At 52.1% G+C, this 23,092-nt stretch carries 21 protein-coding genes, 2 tRNA genes, 1 other RNA gene and 1 CRISPR repeat array; of the genes, 18 read left to right on the top strand and 6 right to left on the bottom strand.

The annotated features are described in order from the left end of the window. Nucleotides 1–151 precede the first annotated feature (151 nt). The 15 genes from cydA (at nucleotide 152) to K7X24_RS11765 (ending at nucleotide 10,474) form a co-directional block, all read left to right on the top strand. Nucleotides 152–1,720 carry a cytochrome ubiquinol oxidase subunit I gene (gene cydA / locus K7X24_RS11835; protein WP_103860242.1) on the top strand — a complete coding sequence of 523 codons (1,569 nt, stop codon included), beginning with the start codon at nucleotides 152–154 and terminating at the stop codon, nucleotides 1,718–1,720. A gap of 13 nt (nucleotides 1,721–1,733) precedes the next feature. Continuing rightward, nucleotides 1,734–2,873, top strand: a complete 1,140-nt coding sequence (gene cydB / locus K7X24_RS11830) for a cytochrome d ubiquinol oxidase subunit II (RefSeq protein WP_224555082.1) — start codon at nucleotides 1,734–1,736, stop codon at nucleotides 2,871–2,873. A 16-nt stretch (nucleotides 2,874–2,889) separates the two neighbouring features. Then, nucleotides 2,890–3,006 carry a cytochrome bd-I oxidase subunit CydX gene (cydX, locus tag K7X24_RS11825; RefSeq protein ID WP_011092952.1) on the top strand — a complete coding sequence of 39 codons (117 nt, stop codon included), beginning with the start codon at nucleotides 2,890–2,892 and terminating at the stop codon, nucleotides 3,004–3,006. Beyond that, a complete protein-coding gene (gene ybgE, locus K7X24_RS11820) occupies nucleotides 3,003–3,296 on the top strand; it encodes a cyd operon protein YbgE (protein WP_224555080.1) in 294 nt (97 codons plus the stop codon). Before cydX ends, ybgE begins: the two co-directional genes overlap by 4 nt. Before the next feature lie 133 nt (nucleotides 3,297–3,429). Further along, entirely contained in the window at nucleotides 3,430–3,834 is a 405-nt protein-coding gene (ybgC, locus tag K7X24_RS11815) for a tol-pal system-associated acyl-CoA thioesterase (RefSeq protein ID WP_224555078.1), read from the top strand. Beyond that, entirely contained in the window at nucleotides 3,831–4,517 is a 687-nt protein-coding gene (gene tolQ, locus K7X24_RS11810) for a Tol-Pal system protein TolQ (RefSeq protein ID WP_224555076.1), read from the top strand. The genes ybgC and tolQ overlap by 4 nt, the downstream gene beginning before the upstream one ends. Nucleotides 4,518–4,529: 12 nt before the next feature. Then, complete coding sequence (tolR, locus tag K7X24_RS11805; protein ID WP_010299214.1) at nucleotides 4,530–4,955, top strand: colicin uptake protein TolR; 426 nt, start codon at nucleotides 4,530–4,532, stop codon at nucleotides 4,953–4,955. Between the two features lie 64 nt (nucleotides 4,956–5,019). Then, nucleotides 5,020–6,195: a cell envelope integrity protein TolA gene (tolA, locus tag K7X24_RS11800; RefSeq protein WP_224555073.1), complete on the top strand. Its 1,176-nt coding sequence runs from the start codon at nucleotides 5,020–5,022 to the stop codon at nucleotides 6,193–6,195. A gap of 138 nt (nucleotides 6,196–6,333) precedes the next feature. Further along, complete coding sequence (gene tolB, locus K7X24_RS11795; RefSeq protein WP_039540547.1) at nucleotides 6,334–7,626, top strand: Tol-Pal system beta propeller repeat protein TolB; 1,293 nt, start codon at nucleotides 6,334–6,336, stop codon at nucleotides 7,624–7,626. A 40-nt stretch (nucleotides 7,627–7,666) separates the two neighbouring features. Beyond that, complete coding sequence (gene pal / locus K7X24_RS11790) at nucleotides 7,667–8,176, top strand: peptidoglycan-associated lipoprotein Pal (protein ID WP_103860244.1); 510 nt, start codon at nucleotides 7,667–7,669, stop codon at nucleotides 8,174–8,176. Between the two features lie 9 nt (nucleotides 8,177–8,185). Beyond that, complete coding sequence (gene cpoB / locus K7X24_RS11785) at nucleotides 8,186–8,962, top strand: cell division protein CpoB (protein ID WP_224555071.1); 777 nt, start codon at nucleotides 8,186–8,188, stop codon at nucleotides 8,960–8,962. Nucleotides 8,963–9,137: 175 nt separating this feature from the next. Then, nucleotides 9,138–9,213, top strand: a tRNA-Lys gene (locus K7X24_RS11780). A 51-nt stretch (nucleotides 9,214–9,264) separates the two neighbouring features. After that, nucleotides 9,265–9,340, top strand: a tRNA-Lys gene (locus tag K7X24_RS11775). A 47-nt stretch (nucleotides 9,341–9,387) separates the two neighbouring features. Then, nucleotides 9,388–9,521, top strand: a non-coding RNA gene (locus K7X24_RS11770) — RtT sRNA. A 236-nt stretch (nucleotides 9,522–9,757) separates the two neighbouring features. Continuing rightward, the gene (locus K7X24_RS11765) at nucleotides 9,758–10,474 is read left to right on the top strand and encodes a DUF554 domain-containing protein (protein WP_224555069.1); all 717 of its coding nucleotides are present in this window, start codon (nucleotides 9,758–9,760) and stop codon (nucleotides 10,472–10,474) included. Between the two features lie 14 nt (nucleotides 10,475–10,488). Here the strand turns inward: K7X24_RS11765 and K7X24_RS11760 are convergent, their stop codons facing one another. Then, nucleotides 10,489–10,887, bottom strand: a complete 399-nt coding sequence (locus K7X24_RS11760) for a YjaA family stress response protein (RefSeq protein ID WP_161502739.1) — start codon at nucleotides 10,885–10,887, stop codon at nucleotides 10,489–10,491. 228 nt (nucleotides 10,888–11,115) lie between these two features. Here K7X24_RS11760 and nadA point away from each other — a divergent pair, with 228 nt between their 5' ends. After that, entirely contained in the window at nucleotides 11,116–12,177 is a 1,062-nt protein-coding gene (gene nadA / locus K7X24_RS11755) for a quinolinate synthase NadA (protein WP_116361740.1), read from the top strand. A gap of 58 nt (nucleotides 12,178–12,235) precedes the next feature. Then, nucleotides 12,236–12,961: a nicotinamide riboside transporter PnuC gene (gene pnuC / locus K7X24_RS11750; RefSeq protein WP_103941610.1), complete on the top strand. Its 726-nt coding sequence runs from the start codon at nucleotides 12,236–12,238 to the stop codon at nucleotides 12,959–12,961. A gap of 7 nt (nucleotides 12,962–12,968) precedes the next feature. Here the strand turns inward: pnuC and zitB are convergent, their stop codons facing one another. Continuing rightward, nucleotides 12,969–13,919, bottom strand: a complete 951-nt coding sequence (gene zitB, locus K7X24_RS11745; protein ID WP_116361739.1) for a CDF family zinc transporter ZitB — start codon at nucleotides 13,917–13,919, stop codon at nucleotides 12,969–12,971. Nucleotides 13,920–14,214: 295 nt separating this feature from the next. Here zitB and aroG point away from each other — a divergent pair, with 295 nt between their 5' ends. Further along, nucleotides 14,215–15,270, top strand: coding sequence for a 3-deoxy-7-phosphoheptulonate synthase AroG (gene aroG, locus K7X24_RS11740; RefSeq protein ID WP_010302704.1), 1,056 nt, complete (start codon nucleotides 14,215–14,217; stop codon nucleotides 15,268–15,270). A 418-nt stretch (nucleotides 15,271–15,688) separates the two neighbouring features. After that, nucleotides 15,689–15,961: direct repeats of the CRISPR family, unit length 29 nt; unit sequence GTGTTCCCCGCACACGCGGGGATAAACCG. A 339-nt stretch (nucleotides 15,962–16,300) separates the two neighbouring features. Here aroG and gpmA read toward each other — a convergent pair. From gpmA to K7X24_RS11720, 4 genes are all read right to left on the bottom strand, one after another. Further along, nucleotides 16,301–17,053 carry a 2,3-diphosphoglycerate-dependent phosphoglycerate mutase gene (gene gpmA, locus K7X24_RS11735; protein ID WP_010302707.1) on the bottom strand — a complete coding sequence of 251 codons (753 nt, stop codon included), beginning with the start codon at nucleotides 17,051–17,053 and terminating at the stop codon, nucleotides 16,301–16,303. Nucleotides 17,054–17,190: 137 nt separating this feature from the next. Further along, nucleotides 17,191–20,328 carry an efflux RND transporter permease subunit gene (locus K7X24_RS11730; protein ID WP_224555067.1) on the bottom strand — a complete coding sequence of 1,046 codons (3,138 nt, stop codon included), beginning with the start codon at nucleotides 20,326–20,328 and terminating at the stop codon, nucleotides 17,191–17,193. After that, entirely contained in the window at nucleotides 20,325–21,827 is a 1,503-nt protein-coding gene (locus K7X24_RS11725) for an efflux RND transporter periplasmic adaptor subunit (RefSeq protein WP_224555065.1), read from the bottom strand. The genes K7X24_RS11730 and K7X24_RS11725 overlap by 4 nt, the downstream gene beginning before the upstream one ends. Next, nucleotides 21,824–23,083: a TolC family protein gene (locus K7X24_RS11720; RefSeq protein WP_130622167.1), complete on the bottom strand. Its 1,260-nt coding sequence runs from the start codon at nucleotides 23,081–23,083 to the stop codon at nucleotides 21,824–21,826. The genes K7X24_RS11725 and K7X24_RS11720 overlap by 4 nt, the downstream gene beginning before the upstream one ends. Nucleotides 23,084–23,092 lie beyond the last annotated feature (9 nt).

Genomic DNA, 23,092 nt, shown 5'->3' with positions numbered 1-23,092 from the left:
GCGACTGCCCTGGTGAACGGTATTTCTAGCGTTCATTACAGCCTGTGTTAAAGCAATTCTTGTTGTGTTCTTTTGGGTGTAATGGCCGGATGTTTGGCAGCTTGTCAGCATTTGCAAGCTAATCCCTTCCTGCGAGGAGCAAGGAGTCAAAATGTTTGATGTAGTCGAACTGTCACGTTTACAGTTTGCCTTAACTGCAATGTACCATTTTCTATTCGTACCATTAACGCTGGGGATGGCGTTTTTGCTGGCGATTATGGAAACGGTATATGTGCTGTCCGGCAAACAAATCTATAAAGATATGACCAAGTTCTGGGGCAAGTTATTTGCAATTAACTTCGCTCTGGGGGTCGCTACCGGATTGACCATGGAGTTTCAATTCGGGACCAACTGGTCATATTTCTCTCACTACGTCGGGGATATTTTCGGCGCGCCGCTAGCGATTGAAGGCCTGATGGCATTCTTCCTGGAATCGACCTTTGTTGGCTTGTTCTTCTTCGGCTGGGACCGTTTAGGAAAAGTGCAGCATATGGCCGTTACCTGGCTGGTTGCGCTGGGCTCTAACTTCTCTGCACTGTGGATTCTGGTTGCCAATGGCTGGATGCAGAACCCCATCGCATCGGATTTCAACTTCGAAACCATGCGTATGGAAATGGTGAGCTTCGCCGATCTGGTACTGAACCCCGTTGCTCAGGTGAAATTCGTTCACACGGTAGCGGCAGGTTACTGTACAGGTGCGATGTTCATTCTGGGTGTCAGTTCTTACTATCTGCTGAAAGGCCGTGACATTGCGTTTGCCAAGCGTTCATTCGCTATCGCAGCAAGTTTCGGTATGGCTTCTGTCCTGTCCGTTATTGTACTGGGTGATGAATCTGGTTATGAAATGGGCGACGTACAGAAAACCAAACTGGCAGCGATTGAAGCTGAATGGGAGACACAGCCTGCTCCAGCATCCTTTACGCTGATCGGTATCCCGAACCAGGATACGATGGAAAATAACTATGCCATCAAGATCCCTTATGCTCTGGGGCTCATTGCCACGCGTTCTACTGACAAAGAAGTGACGGGTCTGAAAGAACTGCTAGTGATGCATGAAGTGCGTATTCGCAATGGTATGAAGGCTTACCAATTGCTGGAAGAATTACGCGCGGGCAATACCGACCCGGCGGTAAAAGAAGCGTTCGAAAAGTCTAAGCAAGATCTGGGCTATGGCCTGTTGCTGAAACGCTATACGCCGAAAGTCTCTGATGCGACAGAAACGCAGATTCAACAGGCGGTTAAAGATTCTATCCCACGTGTTGCGCCGCTGTATTTCTCTTTCCGTATCATGGTGGGCTGCGGCATTCTCATGCTGTTGATCATCGGCCTGTCTTTCTGGACCGTTCTGCGCAACAAAATTGGTCAAAAACGTTGGCTGCTCCGTACGGCGTTGTACGGTATTCCGCTGCCGTGGATTGCTATCGAAGCCGGCTGGTTTGTGGCTGAATACGGCCGTCAGCCTTGGGCTATCGGTGAGATTCTGCCGACAGCCGTTGCGACGTCATCACTGACTGCAGGGGATATTCTGTTCTCCATGGGGCTGATCTGTGGTCTGTATACGCTCTTCCTGGTTGCAGAAATGTATCTGATGTTCAAATTCGCACGTCTGGGGCCAAGTAGCCTGAGAACAGGGCGCTACCATTTTGAACAACCTATAGCGGCTGCGCAGGAAGCACGGTAAACAGGAGTCCACTATGTTTGAATATGAAGTCTTACGTTTTATCTGGTGGCTGTTGATCGGTATTTTGCTGATTGGCTTCGCTATCACTGATGGTTTTGACATGGGCGTGGGCATTCTGGTGCGTCTGATGGGACGTGGCGATACCGAGCGTCGCGTCATGATTAACAGCATTGCGCCGCACTGGGACGGTAACCAGGTCTGGCTGATCACCGCCGGTGGTGCGCTGTTTGCTGCCTGGCCGATGGTTTATGCCGCCGCGTTCTCTGGTTTCTACATTGCCATGATTCTGGTGCTGGCCTCACTGTTCTTCCGTCCTGTCGGCTTCGACTACCGTTCAAAAATCGAAGATCCGCGCTGGCGTGGCATGTGGGACTGGGGCATCTTCATCGGTAGTTTTGTCCCACCGGTGGTGATTGGTGTGGCATTTGGCAACCTGCTGCAGGGCGTACCATTCCACGTCGATGAATACCTGCGTCTGTACTACACCGGAAACTTCTTCCAACTGCTGAACCCATTTGGCTTGTTGGCTGGTGTCGTCAGTCTGACGATGATCCTGACTCAGGGTGCAACCTACCTGATGATGCGGACCACGGGCGACCTGCACGTGCGTTCCAAATCCGCTGCGCAGATTTCCGCGCTGGTGATGATGGTGACGTTTGCTCTGGCTGGCGTATGGGTCGTTTACGGTATTGATGGTTATGTGGTGACGTCTGCGATTAACACCGCGGCTGAGTCTAACCCGTTGCGTAAAGAAGTCGTTCATCAAGCGGGTGCCTGGCTGATCAACTTCAATAACCATCCGGTATTGTGGGCTATCCCTGTTCTGGGCGTAGCACTGCCAGTGCTGACTACCCTTATGGCGCGCGCAGAGAAAGGAGCATGGGCATTCCTGTTCTCCTCTCTGACTATCGCGTGTGTGATTCTGACCGCAGGGATCGCTATGTTCCCGTTCATCATGCCGTCAGTGACTGTGCCTAACGTCAGCTTGACGGTATGGGATGCAACATCAAGCCTGCTGACGCTGAAAGTCATGACAGTGGTTGCGATGATTTTCGTTCCTATCGTGCTGTCTTATACCGCATGGTGTTACTACAAGATGTTCGGTCGCATTACCAAAGAGCAGATTGAGCAAAACACTCACTCTATGTACTAAGTAAGGAGCTTAATTTATGTGGTATTTTGCCTGGATACTCGGAACGCTTCTTGCTTGCTCACTGGGGATCATCACGGCCCTGGCTATTGAGCAGAGTGAGGCAAGCAAAGCGGCTGAAGAAGATAAGCAATGAGAGATCTGGTCGATAAACTCTATCGCCTGATGGATAAGAGCCCGTTAAGGGCTCTTTCCCTTATCATGGCGTTGCTGCTGGCTGGCTGTGTATTCTGGGATCCGACGCGCTTTGCGGCACGGACCAGTGAACTCGCGGTTTGGCAGGGGCTGCTGTTGATTTGGGCCGTTTGCGCTGGTGTTGTTCATGGCGTTGGTTTTCGTCCACACCGTCTGCTCTGGCGCGCGTTTTTCGCACCACTTCTCGCCTTTGTGATCCTGTGCGCAGGATTGTACTATTTCTTCGGCTAAAATAGCCTCCTATTCCATTTAGTTATGGGTTGCTTGCAGCCCATAATTATTTTCTTTCCATTGTCACAATCCATTCCAAACCTCATTTCTCTTGCGTATAGTAGCGAGGTTTAATGCATTACTGGGATGTAGAGTGAGTAATTCGTTGTTTCGCTGGCCAGTTCGAGTCTACTTTGAAGACACTGATGCAGGTGGCGTTGTCTACCACGCTCGCTATATTGCCTTTTATGAAAGGGCAAGGACCGAGGCGTTACGTGAGCGCAACTTTCATCAGCAAGCCTTGCTAAGTGAGCATGTTGCTTTTGCTGTTCGTCGGATGATGGTGGAGTATCTTGCTCCTGCGCGCCTCGACGACATGCTGGAAGTGCAAAGCGAGATTATCTCGCTGCGTGGTGCTTCTCTGACTTTCGCCCAGCGTATTCTTAATGCTCATGGTACCCTGCTAAGCCATGCTGAAGTTTTGATCGCATGCATCGATCCACATCAAATGAAGCCAATTGCGCTTCCTAAGTCTATTGTCGCGGAGTTCAAGCAGTGACTGACATGAACGTTTTTGATTTGTTCCTGAAGGCAAGCCTTCTGGTTAAACTAATCATGCTGATTTTAATCTGTTTTTCTATCGCTTCCTGGGCGATCATTATTCAACGTACCCGAATTTTGAACGCGGCGACGCGTGAGGCTGAGGCGTTCGAGGACAAATTTTGGTCGGGTATCGAACTGTCGCGCCTCTATCAGGAAAGCCAGGCTCGTCGCGATAGCTTAACGGGCACTGAACAAATCTTCCATTCAGGTTTCAAAGAATTTGCACGGTTGCATCGTGCTAACAGCCATGTGCCAGAAGCGGCGGTAGAAGGTGCATCCCGTGCGATGCGTATTTCAATGAACCGTGAATTGGAAACGCTAGAAACGCACATTCCCTTTTTGGGAACCGTTGGTTCTATCAGTCCGTATATCGGCCTGTTTGGTACTGTTTGGGGAATTATGCATGCCTTCATCGCGCTGGGCGCAGTGAAGCAGGCCACCTTACAAATGGTTGCCCCTGGTATTGCCGAGGCTTTGATTGCAACGGCAATCGGCCTGTTTGCGGCAATCCCCGCGGTCATGGCGTATAACCGCCTTAGCCAACGGGTGGGCAAACTGGAGCAAAACTACGACAACTTTACAGAAGAGTTCATCGCGATCCTGCACCGTCAGGCGTTCTCCAGCGACAACAGCAAGTAATCAGGGGGGAGCATGGCACGAGTACGTAGAGGCCGTCGTGAGCTGAAATCCGAGATCAACATTGTTCCGTTACTGGACGTGCTGTTGGTGCTGTTGCTGATTTTTATGGCGACAGCCCCGATTATTACGCAGAGCGTTGAGGTGGATTTACCTGATGCGACCGACTCAAAAACGGTCTCCAGCAATGATAATCCGCCCGTGATCGTAGAGGTTTCAGGCATAGGGCAATATAGCCTGGTTGTTGAACAAAACCGTATGGAGCAACTCCCAGCAGAACAGGTGGTTGCTGAAGCGCAATCACGACTGTTAGCCAATCCAAAGACGGTCTTTTTAATTGGTGGCGCGAAGGATGTTCCTTATGATGAGATCATTAAAGCGTTGAATTTGTTGCATCAGGCTGGCGTAAAATCCGTTGGTTTGATGACGCAACCGATTTGAATGAGCGTATTACGGTAATGATCGTTAAGCCTATTTCTGGCAACACTGTTTTTGGGAATCGCTTGTGTTAAAGGCAAACCAACAAAACGATAAGCTGAAACGTGCCGTGATCATCTCGGCTGTTTTGCACATCATACTGATTGCTTTGCTGCTTTGGAGTTCGTCGACGCAAACGATGGATGCCAGCGGTGGCGGCGGAGGCTCGTCAATTGATGCCGTAATGGTCGATCCGAGTGCAGTGGTGGAGCAGTATAACCGTCAACAGCAGCAGCAGACTGATGCGAAACGTTCTGAACAGCTGCGTCAAAAGCAGGCTGAGCGGCAGGCCGAAGAGCTCCAGCAGAAGCAAGCGGCTGAACAGCAGCGGCTGAAAGAGTTGGAAAAAGAGCGTCTGCAAGCGCAGGAAGAGGCGAAAAAGCAGGCTCAGGAACAGGCTGAACAGCGTAAGCAGTCTGAAGCGGCGGCTCAGCAGGCAAAAGAACAGCAGAAGCAAGCCGAAGCTGCAGCAGCAAAAGCGAAGGCTGAAGCTGAACAGCAGGCGAAAGCGGCGGCAGACGCTAAAAAGAAAGCGGAAGACGAAGCGAAGAAACAGGCCGCTGCAGCCGCTGCTGCTAAGAAGCAGGCGGAAGAAGAGGCTAAAGAAAAAGCCGCTGAAGCCGCTAAGCAGAAGGCAGCAGAAACCGCTAAAGCAGAAGCTGCAAAGGCAGCCGCAGAGGCTGAACAAGCTAAACAAAAAGCAGCAGCCGAGGCGGCTAAGCAAAAAGCCGACGCTGAAGCAGCGAAGAAAGCAGAAGCAGCCGCAGCAGCTAAGAAAGCCGCTGATGATAAAAAGAAAGCGGCAGCAGAAGCGGCTAAGCAGGAAAGTGCCGTTGATGATTTGCTGGGCGGGCTGGCTTCATCGAAAAATGCGCCGAAGTCTGGCGGCGGTGCGCCTGCGGGCACAGGTAACAATAAGAAGAGCGGTGCATCAGGTGCAGCGCTTGATAGCTATGGTAGTCAGGTGCGCTCAGCCATTCAGAGCAAGTTTTATGACTGGCAGCTCTATAAAGGGCGTACCTGTACGTTACGGATTAAGCTGGCGCCAGATGGTTTGCTGATTGACGTCACTGCTGAAGGCGGCGATCCAGCGTTATGCCAGGCGGCAATTGCTGCGGCCAAACAGGCCAGAATGCCGAAGCCACCAAGTTCAGAGGTTTATGAGGCTTTCAAAAATGCGCCGATAGACTTCAAACCGCAGTAACCGGGCTGTTTACCCAATAGATTTAAGATTATTACGATGGTAAATAAACCAGGTTATGTTGTTTTGTTGACATTGGTTTGTTTTTGTTAAAATTCTGCTAATTTATCGCAGACTTCGCGTCTGGATAAGGGAGATGAGATGAAGCAAGTACTGAAAGTTGCATTAAGCTTTTTAATGCTGTGGACTGCGGTTGTTCACGCGGAAGTACGTATAGAGATTACCCAAGGGGTAGACTCTGCACGTCCTATCGGCGTGGTTCCGTTCAAATGGGCAGGTCCGGGCGCTGCGCCTGAAGACGTCGGCGGCATCGTCGGTGCTGACTTGCGTAACAGTGGCAAATTCAACCCGATCGACGCAAACCGTATGCCTCAACAACCTGCAACGGCATCTGAAGTGACGCCTGCTGCATGGACGGCGTTGGGCATCGATGCGGTTGTGGTTGGTCAGGTTCAGCCGAGTGCCGATGGCAGCTATCTGGTTTCTTACCAGCTTGTTGATACCTCCGGTAACCCAGGCAGCGTATTGGCGCAGAACCAGTTTAAAGTCACAAAACAGTGGTTGCGCTATGCTGCACACACCGCCAGTGACGAAGTGTTTGAAAAACTGAGTGGTATTAAAGGTGCGTTCCGTACCCGTATCGCTTACGTTGTTCAGACCAATGGTGGTCAGTTCCCTTATGAACTGCGCGTTGCGGATTATGACGGCTACAACCAATTTGTGGTTCACCGCTCACCACAGCCTCTGATGTCTCCTGCTTGGTCCGCAGACGGCAGCAAGCTCGCCTATGTAACGTTTGAAAGTGGCCGTTCTGCGTTGGTTATTCAGACGCTGGCAAATGGTGCAATCCGTCAGGTTGCTTCCTTCCCGCGTCACAACGGTGCGCCTTCTTTCTCTCCTGATGGCAGCAAGTTAGCGTTCGCACTGTCTAAGAGCGGTAGCTTGAATCTGTATGTGATGAATCTGGGATCCGGGCAAATCAGCCAGGTGACCGATGGTCGCAGCAACAACACGGAACCAACCTGGTTCCCAGACAGCCAGACCTTAGCCTATACTTCAGACCAGGCTGGTCGTCCGCAGGTTTATAAAGTGAATGCTAACGGCGGTGCGCCACAACGTCTGACCTGGGAAGGTTCTCAGAATCAGGATTCCGACGTGAGCGCCGACGGGAAATTTTTGGTAACGGTGAGTTCTAATGGTGGAGCTCAGCATATTTCCAAACTGGATCTGGTAACGGGTGCCGTACAAGTATTGACGGACACGTTCCTGGACGAAACGCCAAGTATCGCACCGAATGGCACGATGGTGATCTACAGTTCCAAACAAGGGCTGGGTTCAGTGCTACAGTTGGTTTCGACAGATGGGCGTTTCAAAGCGCGTCTTCCGGCTACTGATGGACAGGTTAAATTCCCTGCCTGGTCGCCGTATCTATAAGTACAGATATGTACAATAAACTCGTCAAAGGACATAAGAAATGCAATTCAATAAAGTGCTGAAAGGCCTGATGTTGGCTCTGCCGGTACTGGCAGTGGCCGCTTGTAGCTCTAACAAGAATGCGGACAATGACCAATCTTCCATGGGTGCTGGTAACAACGGTATGATGGACGGTGGCAACACGTCTTCTTCTGAGCAAGCTCGTTTGCAGATGCAAGAATTACAGCGCAACAACATCGTTTACTTCGGTCTGGACAAATACGATGTGAGCTCTGAATTCGCTCAGATGCTGGACGCACACGCTGCATTCCTGCGTAGCAACCCGTCTTACAAAGTGACTATCGAAGGTCACGCGGACGAACGTGGTACGCCAGAATACAACATCGCTCTGGGTGAGCGTCGTGCCAACGCGGTACAAATGTACCTGCAAGGTAAAGGTGTTTCTTCCGATCAGATCTCTATCGTTTCTTACGGTAAAGAGAAACCAGCTGTTCTCGGTCATGACGAAGCGGCTTATGCCAAAAACCGTCGTGCCGTTCTGGTATATTAAGAGAATCGCATGAGCAGTAACTTCAGATGTCACCTGTTGGGTCTGTCGTTACTGGTTGGCGTAGCGGTCCCTTGGGCCGCTACTGCCCAAGCGCCAATCAGTAATGTCGGCTCAGGCTCGGTCGAAGACCGTGTCACTCAATTGGAGCGTATTTCTAACGCTCACAGTCAGCTTTTAACCCAACTTCAACAGCAGCTCTCTGATAATCAGCGTGATATTGACAGCCTCCGTGGGCAGATTCAGGAAAGTCAGTATCAGTTGAATCAGGTTGTTGAACGACAGAAACAGATCTATCAGCAGATTGATGGATTAAGTTCGCAATCATCTTCTACACCGACGACAGACGGTGCACCTGCCGCTGCGGCGGGTACTGATACTGGTGCTGCCAATACGGCGGCACCAGCCAGTACGGGTGATGCGAATACGGATTACAATGCCGCAGTCGCGCTCGTGCTGGAGAAAAAACAGTACGATCAGGCTATCAGCGCATTTCAGGCATTCGTCAAAAAGTACCCAGATTCAACGTATCAACCTAATGCTAACTATTGGCTTGGTCAGTTGAATTATAACAAGGGGAAAAAGGACGATGCGGCGTACTATTTCGCCAATGTAGTTAAAAATTATCCCAAGTCACCAAAAAGTTCCGAGGCGTTGCTGAAGGTTGGGGTGATCATGCAGGAAAAAGGTCAGGTTGATAAAGCCAAGGCTGTTTACCAGCAAGTTGTAAAAATGTACCCCAATACGGAAAGTGCAAAGCAGGCACAAAAACGTTTATCTGCATCGTAACCCCGTCTTAATTGGCACAAAAATTGCGCATCATGAGCGATTTTTGTGCCTTAACGTCTTAAGAGTAAGCAATCAAACAATTTTTTAAGAAAATAGGTTGCGCTGAAAATTTAAATCAGTAATATGTGCCGCCGTTGCCAAGGCAAACAGCGAAACGCTAAAGCAGCATGAAATTGGGTCGTTAGCTCAGTCGGTAGAGCAGTTGACTTTTAATCAATTGGTCGCAGGTTCGAATCCTGCACGACCCACCAATTTCAAAGGCAGTTGTAACAGCATTAAACATCAAAGTAGTTCCGCATTGCGGGTCGTTAGCTCAGTCGGTAGAGCAGTTGACTTTTAATCAATTGGTCGCAGGTTCGAATCCTGCACGACCCACCATCTCCTAGAAATTCAATTCAACATTATACAATCGCTATTCCTCTCGTTATTCACATAGCAAGTATCTTGACTTTTAATCAATTGGTCGCAGGTTCGAGCCGAGCGAAGCGAGACAGCAACGCGTTAGCGTTGACCCCGAAGGGGCGAGGCCAAAGGCCGAGTCATCCTGCACGACCCACCACTTCGGCAGTAGATTTCCTTCCTCGAATAAATTCATTTTAAATTATATATCGCACGTGTCGTGTAGGTGAGATAAAACCCATCATCATTCCCTACTCGTTAAGACTTTGCGGTATATTAGGTTGTTGCCCCTCTCTATGGACTATATAACCCGTCAGGAACTGTTTTCTAATCCTATCGAGCAGGGATGGAGTCATTGCCACAGGGAAGCGCGTGTAGCCCTGTTTAGGAAGATATATGATTGGTCCGTTGATTAATGGTGCCGCTATCTTGATTGGTAGTGGTCTTGGTATCGCTTTGCGTCGTTTTATCCCTCAGCGTTTGCAAGATGGCCTTCCGCCTGCATTTGCGATGGTGTCGATTGCAATGGGGGTGACGCTGGTTGTGAAAGTCCAGCAGTTGCCTGCGGTGGCGCTGGCTATCGTGATTGGTGTGGCGTTAGGCGAACTGCTACGCATGGAATCCGGTGTGCAGTGGGCTGGTACGATGATTCAGAAAGGATTAAACCGCGTGTTGCCTGCACAGGAGCATCGTTTGCCGCAGGATGTCTACACTCAGAATTTTACCGCGTTAATCGTCCTGTTTTGTGCCAGCGGAACCGGCGTGGTTGGAGCATTAACGGAAGGGCTAACTGGTGATTATCAACTGCTGATTATCAAATCTGCTTTAGATATTTTCACCGCGCTGATTTTCTCCATCACGCTTGGCCTTGCCGTGATGTCGATTGCGATACCGCAGGTTATTGTCCAGATGCTGTTATTCTTCTCCGCCAAATTGATTATGCCCTTTATGACAGATATCACGATGGGCGATTTTTCTGCCTGTGGCGGGATTATCATGATTGCGGTGGGGCTACGGATCGCGCAGATCAAATCATTTGCGGTAGTGAACTTCCTGCCTGCGTTGGTTCTGGTTATTCCTATCTCTCTGTACTGGCACCGCTTCTTCGCCTAAAGCGCAGCTTCTGATTAGCGGTTGACGATCGAAGGCATGTCGCCGCTAAAAATTTGTGTCACTTCCTGGTCAGTAAGCGGCACATTTTTGCTACAGACATAAATATGCTTTCCTTGTGGGCTGATGCTCTTGGCTAGCTCTATGTAGCTGGCAAACTCGACCTGGCTGTGTCCGCCTTCATTCATCTCCATGGCATGGATGATGACCTTGTGTGACGAGAACAGATCGATCAGTCGTTTGGGGGCTACCTTGCGCGCGAGTCGATCCAATAGCTTCATTGCTGGGATCATCTGCCCGAGCAGCAAGCGCGTGGTGGTAAAAGGCGTTTCTGATTGCTCTGTCACCTCTTGTTTCGTGTCCACGTTTCTGACGGTCAGGGTATTGCGATAGATTCTGATATAGAGGCTGGCCATGCCATTTCTCTCCTTGTCTCTCTTCTACTTCTCTTTTCTACGAGTCATGCTACTTACGCATTTCACCTCACCATTTTAAGCATATTAAACAGAATGGCGGGTGGTATAGAAAAAACACCGCGACTTTAGGGCTGATTTTCGGTATTTTGTTTAGGATAAAAAACGTCGATGCTGATTATTAATTAGTATCAGGTGTTACAACCCGAGTTGTCATCGTGGAAATTTATAATGAGTATCCTTTTTGATAGCAATGAGACCATTTATCCCTTTCCGCCGAAGCCCAGACCCTTATCGGCTGATGCAAAGCAGCACTATCGTAGCAGGATAAAAACGCTGCTGCGGGAAAGAAATGCTGTCATGGTCGCGCACTATTATACCGATCCTGAAATTCAGGCGCTGGCGGAAGAAACTGGCGGCTGTGTGGCGGACTCGCTGGAAATGGCGCGTTTCGGCAGCACCCATTCGGCATCAACGCTGCTGGTAGCGGGGGTCCGCTTTATGGGAGAGACCGCCAAGATACTCAACCCGGAAAAGACGATTCTGATGCCCACGCTGGAAGCAGAATGCTCGCTCGATCTCGGTTGTCCTGTTGATGAGTTCAGCCGTTTTTGCGATGCGCACCCAGACCGAACGGTAGTGGTGTATGCCAATACCTCTGCGGCAGTGAAAGCGCGTGCTGATTGGGTGGTTACATCCAGCATCGCGGTGGAATTGATCGAACATCTGGATAGCCTGGGAGAAAAAATTATTTGGGCACCAGACCGTCATCTGGGAAGCTATGTACAAAAGCAGACAGGGGCGGATGTACTGTGCTGGCAGGGCGCGTGCATTGTGCATGACGAATTTAAAACGCAGGCGCTGCAGCGCATGAAGGTGCTGTACCCCGATGCGGCAATTTTGGTCCATCCGGAATCGCCGCAGAGCGTGGTAGAGATGGCTGATGCCGTTGGGTCAACCAGCCAACTGATTCAGGCTGCGAAAACGCTGCCACAGCGCGAGCTGATTGTGGCGACCGATCGCGGTATTTTCTACAAGATGCAGCAGGCCTGCCCAGAGAAAACGTTGCTGGAAGCGCCCACCGCGGGCGAAGGGGCAACCTGCCGCAGCTGCGCCCACTGTCCGTGGATGGCGATGAACGGGCTGGAGGCGATTGCTAACGGCCTAGAACAAGGCGGTGACGCGCATGAGATTCATGTTGAAGCAGCCCTGCGAGAAGGTGCGTTAATCCCGCTGAATCGCATGCTGGATTTCGCGGCTTCACTAAAATTACGTGTGAAAGGGAATGCCTGACGGAGATCCAGGGCATCTTAATAGAAATTTCTTACAATAATTGAGACAGGGTGGTGAGATGGACTTTTTGAGTACCAGCAATATTTTAATTCATATCCCTTTGGGGGAAGGGGGATACGCGCTTTCCTGGATTGAGGCGATTGGTACGCTGTTTGGCCTGCTGTGTATCTGGTTCGCGAGTCAGGAAAAAACCATCAACTATTTGTTTGGGTTGATTAACGTCACGCTGTTTGCCGTGATCTTTTTCCAGATTCAGCTTTACGCCAGCCTGCTGCTGCAAATCTTCTTTTTTGCTGCCAACATTTATGGCTGGTATGCCTGGACGCGCAAGACAGACTCGCAGGAAGTGGAGTTACGCATCCGCTGGCTACCGGTGCAGAAACTGATTGGCTGGTCGGTAGCGTGCGTTGTCGCGATTGGCTTGATGACGTTCTACATCGATGCGGTGTTTGCCGTGCTGACGCGTATTGCCGTTTCCGGTATGCAGGGGCTAGGGTTGTCTGTGCAGATGCCGAACCTTCAGCCGGATGCGTTCCCATTCTGGGATTCCACCATGATGGTGCTGTCGATTGTGGCGATGATCCTGATGACGCGCAAATACGTCGAGAACTGGCTGCTGTGGGTGGTGATTGATGTGATAAGCGTGGTGATTTTTGCTTATCAGGGCGTGTATGCGATGGCGGTAGAGTACGCGATCCTGACGCTGATTGCCCTGAACGGCTCCTGGCTGTGGATTAAGAGCGCACAGGAAAACCGCGTCAGCGCGGTTTCACACGGCGCGTAATCCAAATTTAATGCTTGTGGTGGTGGCCTTCTGCATCATGGCTTTCATGATGATGACTTTCCTGATAGTGGAAAGCGCAGTGGTCATCATCACAGCGTTGATACTCCATCTGAACCGTCGCGTGTTCAATCTGGTAATGCTTCAGTAAATATTCCTGAATACGTCTTAACAGCGCATCGTGATCGTGAGGCGGAACCACCTGTGCATGCAGCGTCATCATCGGTTTTTCGCCCACCTGCCATAAATGCACATGGTGAATGTTTCTAACCTCGGGAATATTCAGCGTCAAATCTTTCTGTAGAACTTCAACGCTGAGCTGGCTCGGCGTACCTTCCAGCAACTCGTGAATGCTCTCTTTCAATAGCGCCCATGCACTGCGCAACACCAGACACGACACCAAAATAGAGAGAATCGGGTCGATAGGCGTCCAGTTGGTATAAAGAATGATAATGGCTGCGGCAATCGCGCCGACGGATCCGAGCAGATCGCCCAGCACATGCAGCGCCGCCGCGCGGACGTTAATATTTTTCTCTTCGCTGCCGTGGTGTAACAGCCAAAATGCCACGATGTTTGCTACCAAACCAGCAACGGCGACAAGCAGCATAGGGACGCCAGCGACGGGCTGTGGATCATAGAAGCGTTGGATAGCTTCCCAGAAGATGAAGGCGGTAATCAGCATCAGCGTCAGCGCGTTCACAAAGGCGGCGAGGGTAGTGAGCCGTAAATAGCCAAAGGTATGGCGAGCATTGGGCTTACGCTGTGCGAAACGTACGGCGACAAGCGCGACAAACAGCGCGGCGGCGTCCGTCAACATATGGCCAGCATCCGCCAGCAGGGCGAGGGAGCCGGACAGCAGGCCGCCAATGACTTCTGCCACCATAAACGTGGCGGTAATGATAAACGCGGCCAGCAGACGTTTACTGTTACCTGATTCTGTGTGGCTGTGGTTATGTGCCATAGATCACCCTGAATTGCGATTTTATTCCACTTTACTGAAACCCACAGAGAAAGCCTATTCTGCGGTTCACCGACCTGTCAGTTGCGCTATTTTCTGGTGAAAATAGGACGGATGCGGTATCTGAGAGCATTTGATCGCGTAAATCCCGCTGATTTCAGCGCCCTGACAACACCAGCTTGACATATAATAATCAATCTTCAATATGAAACATCCCGTTTCTCAGGCGACCCGTACAGGCGGGATGGCGCGTATTGGATGGGGTTAACATACCGTTTCGGAACCGATGGATTTATTTATGAATTACCAAAATGATGATTTAAGAATTAAAGAGATTAATGAACTTTTGCCGCCGGTTGCTTTGCTAGAAAAGTTTCCAGCCACGGAGAAGGCCGCGGAAACGGTATCGTTCGCGCGTACTGCCATTCATAAAATTCTTAACGGCAATGATGACCGCCTGTTGGTGGTAATTGGTCCTTGCTCGATTCACGACACGAAAGCAGCAAAAGAGTATGCCGCGCGTCTGCTGACGCTGCGTAACGAGCTGAGCGACGATCTGGAAGTGGTGATGCGGGTTTATTTTGAAAAACCACGCACCACGATTGGCTGGAAAGGGCTAATCAACGATCCGCACATGGACAATAGTTTCCAGATCAATGACGGCCTGCGCATTGCGCGCCAACTGCTGCTGGAAATTAACGACATCGGTTTACCGGCTGCGGGTGAGTTTCTGGACATGATCACCCCGCAATACATGGCAGATCTGATGAGCTGGGGCGCTATTGGCGCACGTACGACAGAATCTCAGGTACACCGTGAACTGGCCTCCGGCCTGTCATGCCCTGTCGGCTTTAAAAACGGTACCGACGGCACGATCAAGGTTGCGATTGATGCGATCAACGCCGCCAGTGCGCCACACTGCTTCCTGTCTGTTACCAAATGGGGCCATTCGGCTATCGTGAATACCAGCGGTAACAACGATTGCCACATCATTCTGCGCGGCGGCAAAACGCCGAACTACAGCGCTGAGCACGTGAAAGACGTGAAAATTGGTCTGGAAAAAGCGGGTCTGACGCCGCAGGTCATGATCGATTTCAGCCATGCGAACAGCAGCAAGCAGTTCAAAAAGCAGATGGATGTCTGCACTGACGTCTGCGGGCAGATCGCACAGGGTGAAAAGGCGATTATGGGCGTGATGGTGGAAAGCCATCTGGTCGAAGGCAACCAGAATCTGGAAAGCGGTGAACCGCTGGTTTATGGCCGCAGCGTGACCGATGCCTGCATTGGCTGGGAAGATACAGAATCCCTGCTGCGTCAGCTGGCTTCTGCGGTACGCGAGCGCCGCAGCAAGTAATCCTAATGGCGAGCAGGAAGCTCGCCATAAAAATCCGGCACAGGCATTGAGGAATTCCCACAAATCTGGCGCAATAAATCAGAACCCTACTTTCTTTGGTAGGTTCTGACCAGATTGGTAAGAACAACGTCCAGCGTTATTCATTTTAAAACCAGCGGGAATGTCTCAGGATATTCTCCTCTACTGTCAGCCTATGCTGCCCTCGCTGTCGTCGTAACGGAAAGCGTGCTCACAAAATTCTTCACTCTATTGAATTATAAAGGAAAAATATCTTAATTCGGTAGGGCAGAGTGGAACGCGATTTGTCTATTTTTTATCTTTTTATAATCAATGAGTTATAGATATATACCGGTGTAGAAAAATCGGTAGGATTCTTTATGCTGGAAAAAATGTTATAAAACAAATCTCTATATTTAGAGTGTTCCCCGCACACGCGGGGATAAACCGATGGGCTACTTGCCCATACCCTTAGCGTTTTCGTGTTCCCCGCACACGCGGGGATAAACCGGGAATGATTATGAAGAAGATTGCAATTCTGCTGTGTTCCCCGCACACGCGGGGATAAACCGCCATCATCATAGTGAGAAATCGATCCCTGCAAGTGTTCCCCGCACACGCGGGGATAAACCGATGGCAGGCTTCCCCATTTACACATATACATGGTGTTCCCCGCACACGCGGGGATAAACCGTGCGGTTAACCACTCCAGCTAACAGCAATTACATACCATCAACGGTTACGGGTCAGGAATGCTGTAATAGTATGAAAAGTAGCGGGTGCACCGCGCTGCAGAGTGGTATTTACCACAGCAGGTGGTCGATGCGTTTTATCTTGTTTTTTAGCAGTGCAGTTTCGGGAAGGTATTGTTCGATACAGGGCAAGGTGAGCGATGCGTCATGCGTTAAAGCCGTGTCAGCGTCGAGAAGGGGATTCTGTCGAGAGTAGATGGTATAACGCTATGCCTGTTTTTTTACCCGGCCATTACTGTAGACCGCCAGTAATGGCCGGGTTTTTGTCATTCAGGGGTAAATTACTTCGCTTTACCCTGATTCGCTACTGCGGCAGCTTTTGCAGCGATTTCGTCTGCGTTGCCCAGGTAGTAACGTTTGATAGGCTTGAAGTTCTCGTCGAATTCATAAACCAACGGCACGCCAGTTGGGATATTCAGTTCCAGAATTTCGTCTTCGCCCAGGTTGTCCAGGTATTTCACCAGCGCACGCAGTGAGTTACCGTGAGCCGCAACGATCACACGCTCACCGCTTTTGACGCGTGGCAGGATGGTTTCGTTCCAGTAAGGCACAACACGTTCGATGGTCAGCGCCAGGCTTTCAGTCAGCGGCAGCTCTTTGTCGCTCAGAGCAGCGTAACGCGGGTCGTGACCTGGGAAACGTTCGTCATCACGCGTCAACTCTGGAGGCGTAATCGCAAAACCACGACGCCATTGTTTAACCTGCTCGTCACCGTATTTTTCAGCGGTTTCGGCTTTGTTCAGACCTTGCAGCGCACCGTAGTGGCGCTCATTCAGTTTCCAGGATTTCTCAACTGGCAACCAGGCTTGATCCAGCTCGTCCAGTACATTCCACAGTGTATGAATGGCACGTTTCAGCACGGAGGTATACGCGAAATCAAAGGCAAAACCTTCGTCTTTCAGCAACTGACCTGCGGCTTTGGCTTCTGAACGGCCTTTGTCGGATAGATCGACATCGTACCAGCCTGTGAAGCGGTTTTCGTTGTTCCACTGGCTCTCACCGTGTCTTACCAGTACCAGCTTAGTTACAGCCATAGCTAAACTCCTTCCTATCCTAAGATTTCTGTGATAACTGATTTCATTATAGGGGTGGAGAACGGTTATCGGCAATCGATAGTCGATGGCAAGCGTGATTTATCCGCAGGTTGTTTGCGTAAAATCACGCTCTGGCTTTACCGTTTCAGCAAACCGGAATCCCCTTTGTGCAATAACAGATAGACCGCTGGAATCACCAGCATCGACAGCAGAGGGGCACTCACCATCCCACCTATCATCGGCGCGGCAATCCGCTGCATGATTTCGGATCCGCTGCCGCCGCCCCACATGATGGGGAGCAGCCCTGCCATAATCGTAGCCACGGTCATCATTTTTGGCCGTACGCGCAGAACCGCCCCTTCGTGGATGGCATCCATCAATTGCTGGCGTGACAGCGCCTGACCTGCAACGCGGTGTTTCTCTACTGCATGGTTGAGGTACAGCAGCATGATGACGCCGAATTCCGCCGACACGCCCGCCAGTGCAATAAAGCCCACGGCACCCGCTACAGAAAGATTATAGCCAAGGAGATAGAGCAGCCAGACGCCGCCAATCAGCGCGAAAGGTAACGTTGCCATAATCAGCAACGCGTCTTTGATGCGGTTGAAGGTGACATACAGCAGCACAAAAATGATCAGCAGCGTAAAGGGCACGACGATTTTCATTTTTTCCGTGGCGCGTTCCAGATACTCAAATTGACCGGACCAGCTCAGGGAAACGCCTTCCGGCAGCGTGACCTGTTGGGCAACGGCCTGCTGCATGTCTTCAACGGCAGATTTTAGGTCGCGTCCACGTAGGTCGACATAAATCCAGTCCGACAGGCGGCTGTTTTCACTTTTCAGCATCGGTGGCCCTTCGTTGACGCGAATATCAGCCAGCTCTGCCAGCGTCACTCTGCTGCCGTTGGCCGTCACGATGGGCAGGTCACGCAATTTTTGTAGCGAATCGCGTAATTCTCGCGGGTAGCGGATGTTGATGGGATAACGCTGGCGGCCTTCAATGGTTTCGCCGATGTTTTGCCCGCCGATTAGCGTAGCGACCACCGACTGAAGCTCCTCGACGGACACGCCGTAGCGTGCGGCGCGCTGACGATCGATATCAATATCGATATAGCGTCCACCCGCCAGCCGTTCCGCCAGTGCGGACGTCACGCCCAGAACCCGTTTCACCACCTGCTCAATTTGTGCAGCAGTACGTTCGATATCTTCCAGATTATTGCCGTTAACCTTAATGCCCACCGGGCTTTTGATGCCGGTGGCCAGCATGTCCAGACGGTTACGGATAGGGGGAACCCACACGTTCGCGATACCCGGCAGGCTGACGGTACGATCCAACTCGGCAACCAGCTTGTCCATAGTCATGCCCTCGCGCCACTGATCGCGTGGTTTCAGCCGAATGGTGCTTTCCAGCATGGTTAACGGTGCTGGGTCGGTTGCCGTTTCGGCACGGCCCGCTTTGCCGAAGACCGACTCGACTTCGGGCACGGTTTTAATCAGCCGGTCCGTCTGTTGCAGCAGTCGGCCAGCTTCCCGTGCAGAGATGCCGGGCAGGGTGGAAGGCATATACAGCAGATCGCCTTCATCCAGCGGTGGCATAAATTCGCTCCCCAGACGGCTGAGCGGAAAGAGCGTCAGCAGCAGCAGCAGGCCGGAAATCAACAGCGTGGTTTTCGGGTAGCTCAACACCTTTTGCAACACTGGGTGATAGGCTGCAATCAGCCAGCGGTTAATCGGATTCGCCTGTTCGTCCGGTATCTTGCCGCGTACGAAATACCCCATTAATACCGGCACCAGCGTAATTCCTAATCCGGCGGCGACGGCCATGGCATAGGTTTTGGTAAAGGCCAGCGGTGAAAACATGCGGCCTTCCTGTGCCTCCAGTGAGAACACCGGGACAAACGACAGCGTAATGATCAGCAGGCTGCAAAACAGCGCGGGACCCACTTCCACCGCAGCTCGTTCTGCCAACTGCCACCACTCGTTATTCTGCGGCTGCTTCCCGGGGTTTTCATGCCGCCACTGTTCAATGACTTTATGCATGTTTTCTATCATCACAATCGCGGCATCCACCATCGCGCCGATGGCTATCGCGATACCGCCCAGCGACATAATATTCGCGTTCACGCCCTGATAGCGCATGATGATAAACGCCCCCAGAATCCCCAACGGCAGGCTGATGATCGCCACCAGCGCCGAGCGGAAGTGAAACAGAAACAGGGCGCAGATGATCGCGACGACAACAAACTCTTCCAGCAGCTTGAAGCTGAGCGTATAGATGGCGTGTTCAATCAGCTGTGAGCGGTCGTAGGTTGGGACGATTTCTACACCCGCTGGCAGGCTTTTTTGTATTTCCTGTAACCGCGCTTTGACGGCATGCAGCGTATTCAGCGCATTCTTGCCATAGCGTAGGACGATGATACCGCCCGCCACTTCGCCTTCGCCATTCAGTTCTGCGATGCCGCGCCGCATCTCCGGCCCTTCTCTGAGCGTCGCCACATCCTGCAACAGCACAGGAATGCCGTTGCGGGTAGTAATTACCACATGGTTGAAATCTTGCGCGGTTTTCAGGTAACCGGTGGTGCGCACCATGTACTCCGCTTCGCCCAACTCCAGCACAGAACCGCCGTTTTCCTGATTGGCTGCTTGAACAGCGCTGACGATCTGCTGGTGGGTGATGCCCTGCGTTCGCATGCGTTCTGGGTCGACGACAATCTGATATTGTTTGACCATACCGCCCACGCTGGCGACTTCTGCTACATCGGGAACGGTTTTCAGCTCATATTTCAGCAGCCAGTCCTGAAAACCGCGCAGATCGGCCAGACTGTATTTTCCGCTGCGATCGACCAGTGCGTATTCGTAGATCCAGCCGACGCCGGTGGCATCTGGGCCGAGCGAGGTTTTCGCATCGGCAGGCAGGCTGGATTGCACCTGACTGAGATATTCAAGCACACGGGAGCGTGCCCAGTAAGGATCAGTTCCATCTTCAAACAGTACATAAACGTAGGCATCGCCGAACATGGAAAAGCCCCGTACCGTTTTGGCACCCGGCACGGAAAGCATGGTGGTCGTCAGCGGGTAGGTCACCTGATTTTCCACCACCTGCGGCGCTTTCCCCGGATAGCTGACGCGAATGATGACTTGCACGTCCGATAAATCGGGCAGGGCATCCAGCGGCGTTTTTTGCAGGGAAAGCAGGCCCCATGCGGCCATGAGCAGCGCGGCCAGTAAAACCAGAAGACGGTTTTTGAGCGACCAGCGAATGATGTAGGCAATCATGGATGACCTCCGTGGCCAGCATGCGGATCGTCAGCGGGTAAAAAATGCAGGACGTGAATCCCACTGTCGTCCATGCTGAACTGGAAACTGACGGTGCTGCCGATCCCCACTCCCTGTGGCAGCCCTGATGATGGCAGCGTGAAGTCCATCGTCATTGGCGACCAGTTGAGTGCCGGAACCGCTTCGTGTTCGATGGTGGCCTGATTGCCGTTTATCGCTCTGATGACTCCCTGAGTGCGATAGCCCGCGGGGGCAGTTGGCGTTGCTGGGTTTGCCGATGTCTCCGCATCAAACTGCGGTAAGGCGCTGCGCAGGCTGGCTTCGGAATCGATCAGGAACTGACCGGAAGTGACCACGTTGTCACCTGCTTTTAGCCCATCGAGGATTTCGACCCAGTCGCCCAGCGACGCGCCCACCGTGACGTTACGCGGGGTAAAATGACCGTTGCCGTCGCTCAGCAAGACCCGGTTTTGGCTACCGCTGACCAATAGCGCCTCCTGCGGGATCGCCAGACGTGGCTGTGCCTGAGCGTGAGAAAGCTGCACGGTCAGGTACATGCCGGGTTTAAGCTGCTGTTGCGGGTTATCCAGCACGACACGGGCTTTTAGCGTGCGTGTGGTGCTATCTAACACAGGCAGCAGTTCGCTGATTTTACCGTGGAAGGTTTTACCCGGCCAGGCACGGCTGGTTGCGCTGATGTCGCTGCCAATCGTTAGCAGCGCCGCCTGCGCTTCGGGATAATCGACATCGACCCAAACCGGGTTCAGACTGGCAAGCTCGAATAACGGCTGAGCAGGGCTCAACTGCATACCTTGCCGCACCTCCAGCTTATTCACGTAGCCGTCTTCTGGTGCGGTAATCGCGATCCTGTCCTGTGGTTTGCCGCTCCGCTCGACCTGCCGAATAATCGCTTCTGGCATAAATAACAGCGCCAGCCGCTGGCGGGCCGATTGGGTGAGTATGTCGTCGCCCAACTGCTGTACCGCCAGATATTCGCGCTGTGCTGCCGCCCAGGTCGGGTTCCATAATGTGGCTAGCGTCTCGCCTTTCTTCACCTGTTGTTGCAGCGCATTGACCGTGAGTTTCTCGACAATGCCGCCGCTAGGCGCGACCAGCGTGTGTAAACCGCGTTCGTTGAGGGCGACGGTGCCATAACCTGTGGTGCGGTCAGTCAGTTCGCGCATTTCCGCGCGGGTGGTGCGAACGCCGAGATTTTGTTGCTGACGAGCGCTGACGATGACACCGCCATCCTCCTGCACGTCATCGGCGTAGCGGGGCACCAGTTCCATATCCATAAAGGGCGATTTCCCCGGTTTGTCGAAACGTTTATCCGGCACCATCGGGTCATACCAATAGAGAACGGCACGTTCTGGCTCTGCGGTAGACGGCGAGTGCGGCGTTTGCTGTTTGCCAACCAGATAGCCCACGCCACCCGCGCTGAGAATAGCCAGTGTCATCAGGCTAAACATCAGTGATTTGTTCGTGACTGTTTTGCTCATCGCGTAGGGCTTCCTTGTGGTGTCAGATAACGGATGGCAGCCCAATATTGCGCCATCTCCCGAGCGGTATCCTGAACGGCAATCCGGCTTTCGAGTAACGCCCGACGGGCATCTAATACGGCGGAAAGATTACTGCTGCCGGATTGATACTGAGCCTGAATCAGTTTGATGCGCTGCTGTTGGAGAGGGAGAACCTCGTTGTTCTGGCGCTGCCAGCGAGACTGTGCGGCTTGATATTGAGCAATCAGCGTATTGAGTTGCGCCTGATGCTCTCGTTCGGTAAGCAACACTCTGTCGCGAGCTTCCATGCTGCGCGAGACGTCTGCGGCATAGTCCTTATCCTGACGTTTGGATGTGAAGAGCGGTAGATCGACTGTCACCATCATGCCCGCCATGTCGTCGTAATCATCTCCACGTTTCGCGTAATAGACTTCAACATCAACATTGGGGATGGCGGCAACGGCTGACTGTGCGGAGCGAGCCTGAGCCAGTTCGGCCTCACGCAGCGCCAGTTGCATTTCTGGATGCTGATGAATGGTGTTGCTCAGCACCTCCCGTGAGGCAGGCAGCCGTTCAAAGCGGGGAAGGCCGCCGTTTACATTGATATCTGCGATGCCGGTAAGCTGCACCAGCCGGGCATGTGCGATGCGCGTGTCCCGTTCTGCATCAGACTGCCTGTCCTGCATGGTTGCCAACGTCAGGCGGGCATCCAGCACACTACTGGCTTCACTACCTGCCGCCACACTCGCTTTTTGCGACGCGATCTGCCGCTGACTTTCTGTGACCAGTGCGGTGACCTCGCCCAACGCTTTTTGTGAGAGCGCCAGATCCAGCCATGCCTGTGCCGTTTCCCGTTGCAGACGAGCACGAATACTTTCGCTATTACTTTGCAGCGCATCGGCTTCTACCCGAATGGCCTGCGCTTTGCTATCACGCTTACTGCTGCTGACGTAGGTCTGCATGATGCCGATACGCTGCATCGTCATACCTTCTCGCGTGAGTCGGCTACCGTTGTTGCCGCCTAATGGCAGATTTTCGACGCCAAATTTCAACTTGGGATCGGGAAGCTGCGTGGCAGAGTCGGCCATGTTCTGGAGCGCGTTAATCTGGTGTTGATTGGCTGACAGGTCGGCGGAGTAACGTTCCGCCGCCTGTAAAGCCTGCTCAAGACTCAGATCTGCCGCAAAGACGGCAGCTGGCAGCCACAGCAACATCGCCAGACACGCGCGCGCGGCGTCGTGTTTGGATAAATTCATGTTGTGCTC

The sequence above is a fragment of the Pectobacterium versatile genome (assembly GCF_020166435.1).
Lineage (GTDB): Bacteria > Pseudomonadota > Gammaproteobacteria > Enterobacterales > Enterobacteriaceae > Pectobacterium > Pectobacterium versatile.
This window is presented reverse-complemented; position numbering and strand designations above follow the sequence as displayed.

Coding starts and splice junctions, on each gene's coding strand:
- cydA (WP_103860242.1), top strand. CDS start 152: ATGTTTGATGTAGTCGAACTGTCACGTTTACAGTTTGCCTTAACTGCA.
- cydB (WP_224555082.1), top strand. CDS start 1,734: ATGTTTGAATATGAAGTCTTACGTTTTATCTGGTGGCTGTTGATCGGT.
- cydX (WP_011092952.1), top strand. CDS start 2,890: ATGTGGTATTTTGCCTGGATACTCGGAACGCTTCTTGCTTGCTCACTG.
- ybgE (WP_224555080.1), top strand. CDS start 3,003: ATGAGAGATCTGGTCGATAAACTCTATCGCCTGATGGATAAGAGCCCG.
- tolR (WP_010299214.1), top strand. CDS start 4,530: ATGGCACGAGTACGTAGAGGCCGTCGTGAGCTGAAATCCGAGATCAAC.
- tolB (WP_039540547.1), top strand. CDS start 6,334: ATGAAGCAAGTACTGAAAGTTGCATTAAGCTTTTTAATGCTGTGGACT.
- pal (WP_103860244.1), top strand. CDS start 7,667: ATGCAATTCAATAAAGTGCTGAAAGGCCTGATGTTGGCTCTGCCGGTA.
- cpoB (WP_224555071.1), top strand. CDS start 8,186: ATGAGCAGTAACTTCAGATGTCACCTGTTGGGTCTGTCGTTACTGGTT.
- K7X24_RS11765 (WP_224555069.1), top strand. CDS start 9,758: ATGATTGGTCCGTTGATTAATGGTGCCGCTATCTTGATTGGTAGTGGT.
- K7X24_RS11760 (WP_161502739.1), bottom strand. CDS start 10,887: ATGGCCAGCCTCTATATCAGAATCTATCGCAATACCCTGACCGTCAGA.
- nadA (WP_116361740.1), top strand. CDS start 11,116: ATGAGTATCCTTTTTGATAGCAATGAGACCATTTATCCCTTTCCGCCG.
- pnuC (WP_103941610.1), top strand. CDS start 12,236: ATGGACTTTTTGAGTACCAGCAATATTTTAATTCATATCCCTTTGGGG.
- zitB (WP_116361739.1), bottom strand. CDS start 13,919: ATGGCACATAACCACAGCCACACAGAATCAGGTAACAGTAAACGTCTG.
- aroG (WP_010302704.1), top strand. CDS start 14,215: ATGAATTACCAAAATGATGATTTAAGAATTAAAGAGATTAATGAACTT.
- gpmA (WP_010302707.1), bottom strand. CDS start 17,053: ATGGCTGTAACTAAGCTGGTACTGGTAAGACACGGTGAGAGCCAGTGG.
- K7X24_RS11730 (WP_224555067.1), bottom strand. CDS start 20,328: ATGATTGCCTACATCATTCGCTGGTCGCTCAAAAACCGTCTTCTGGTT.
- K7X24_RS11725 (WP_224555065.1), bottom strand. CDS start 21,827: ATGAGCAAAACAGTCACGAACAAATCACTGATGTTTAGCCTGATGACA.
- K7X24_RS11720 (WP_130622167.1), bottom strand. CDS start 23,083: ATGAATTTATCCAAACACGACGCCGCGCGCGCGTGTCTGGCGATGTTG.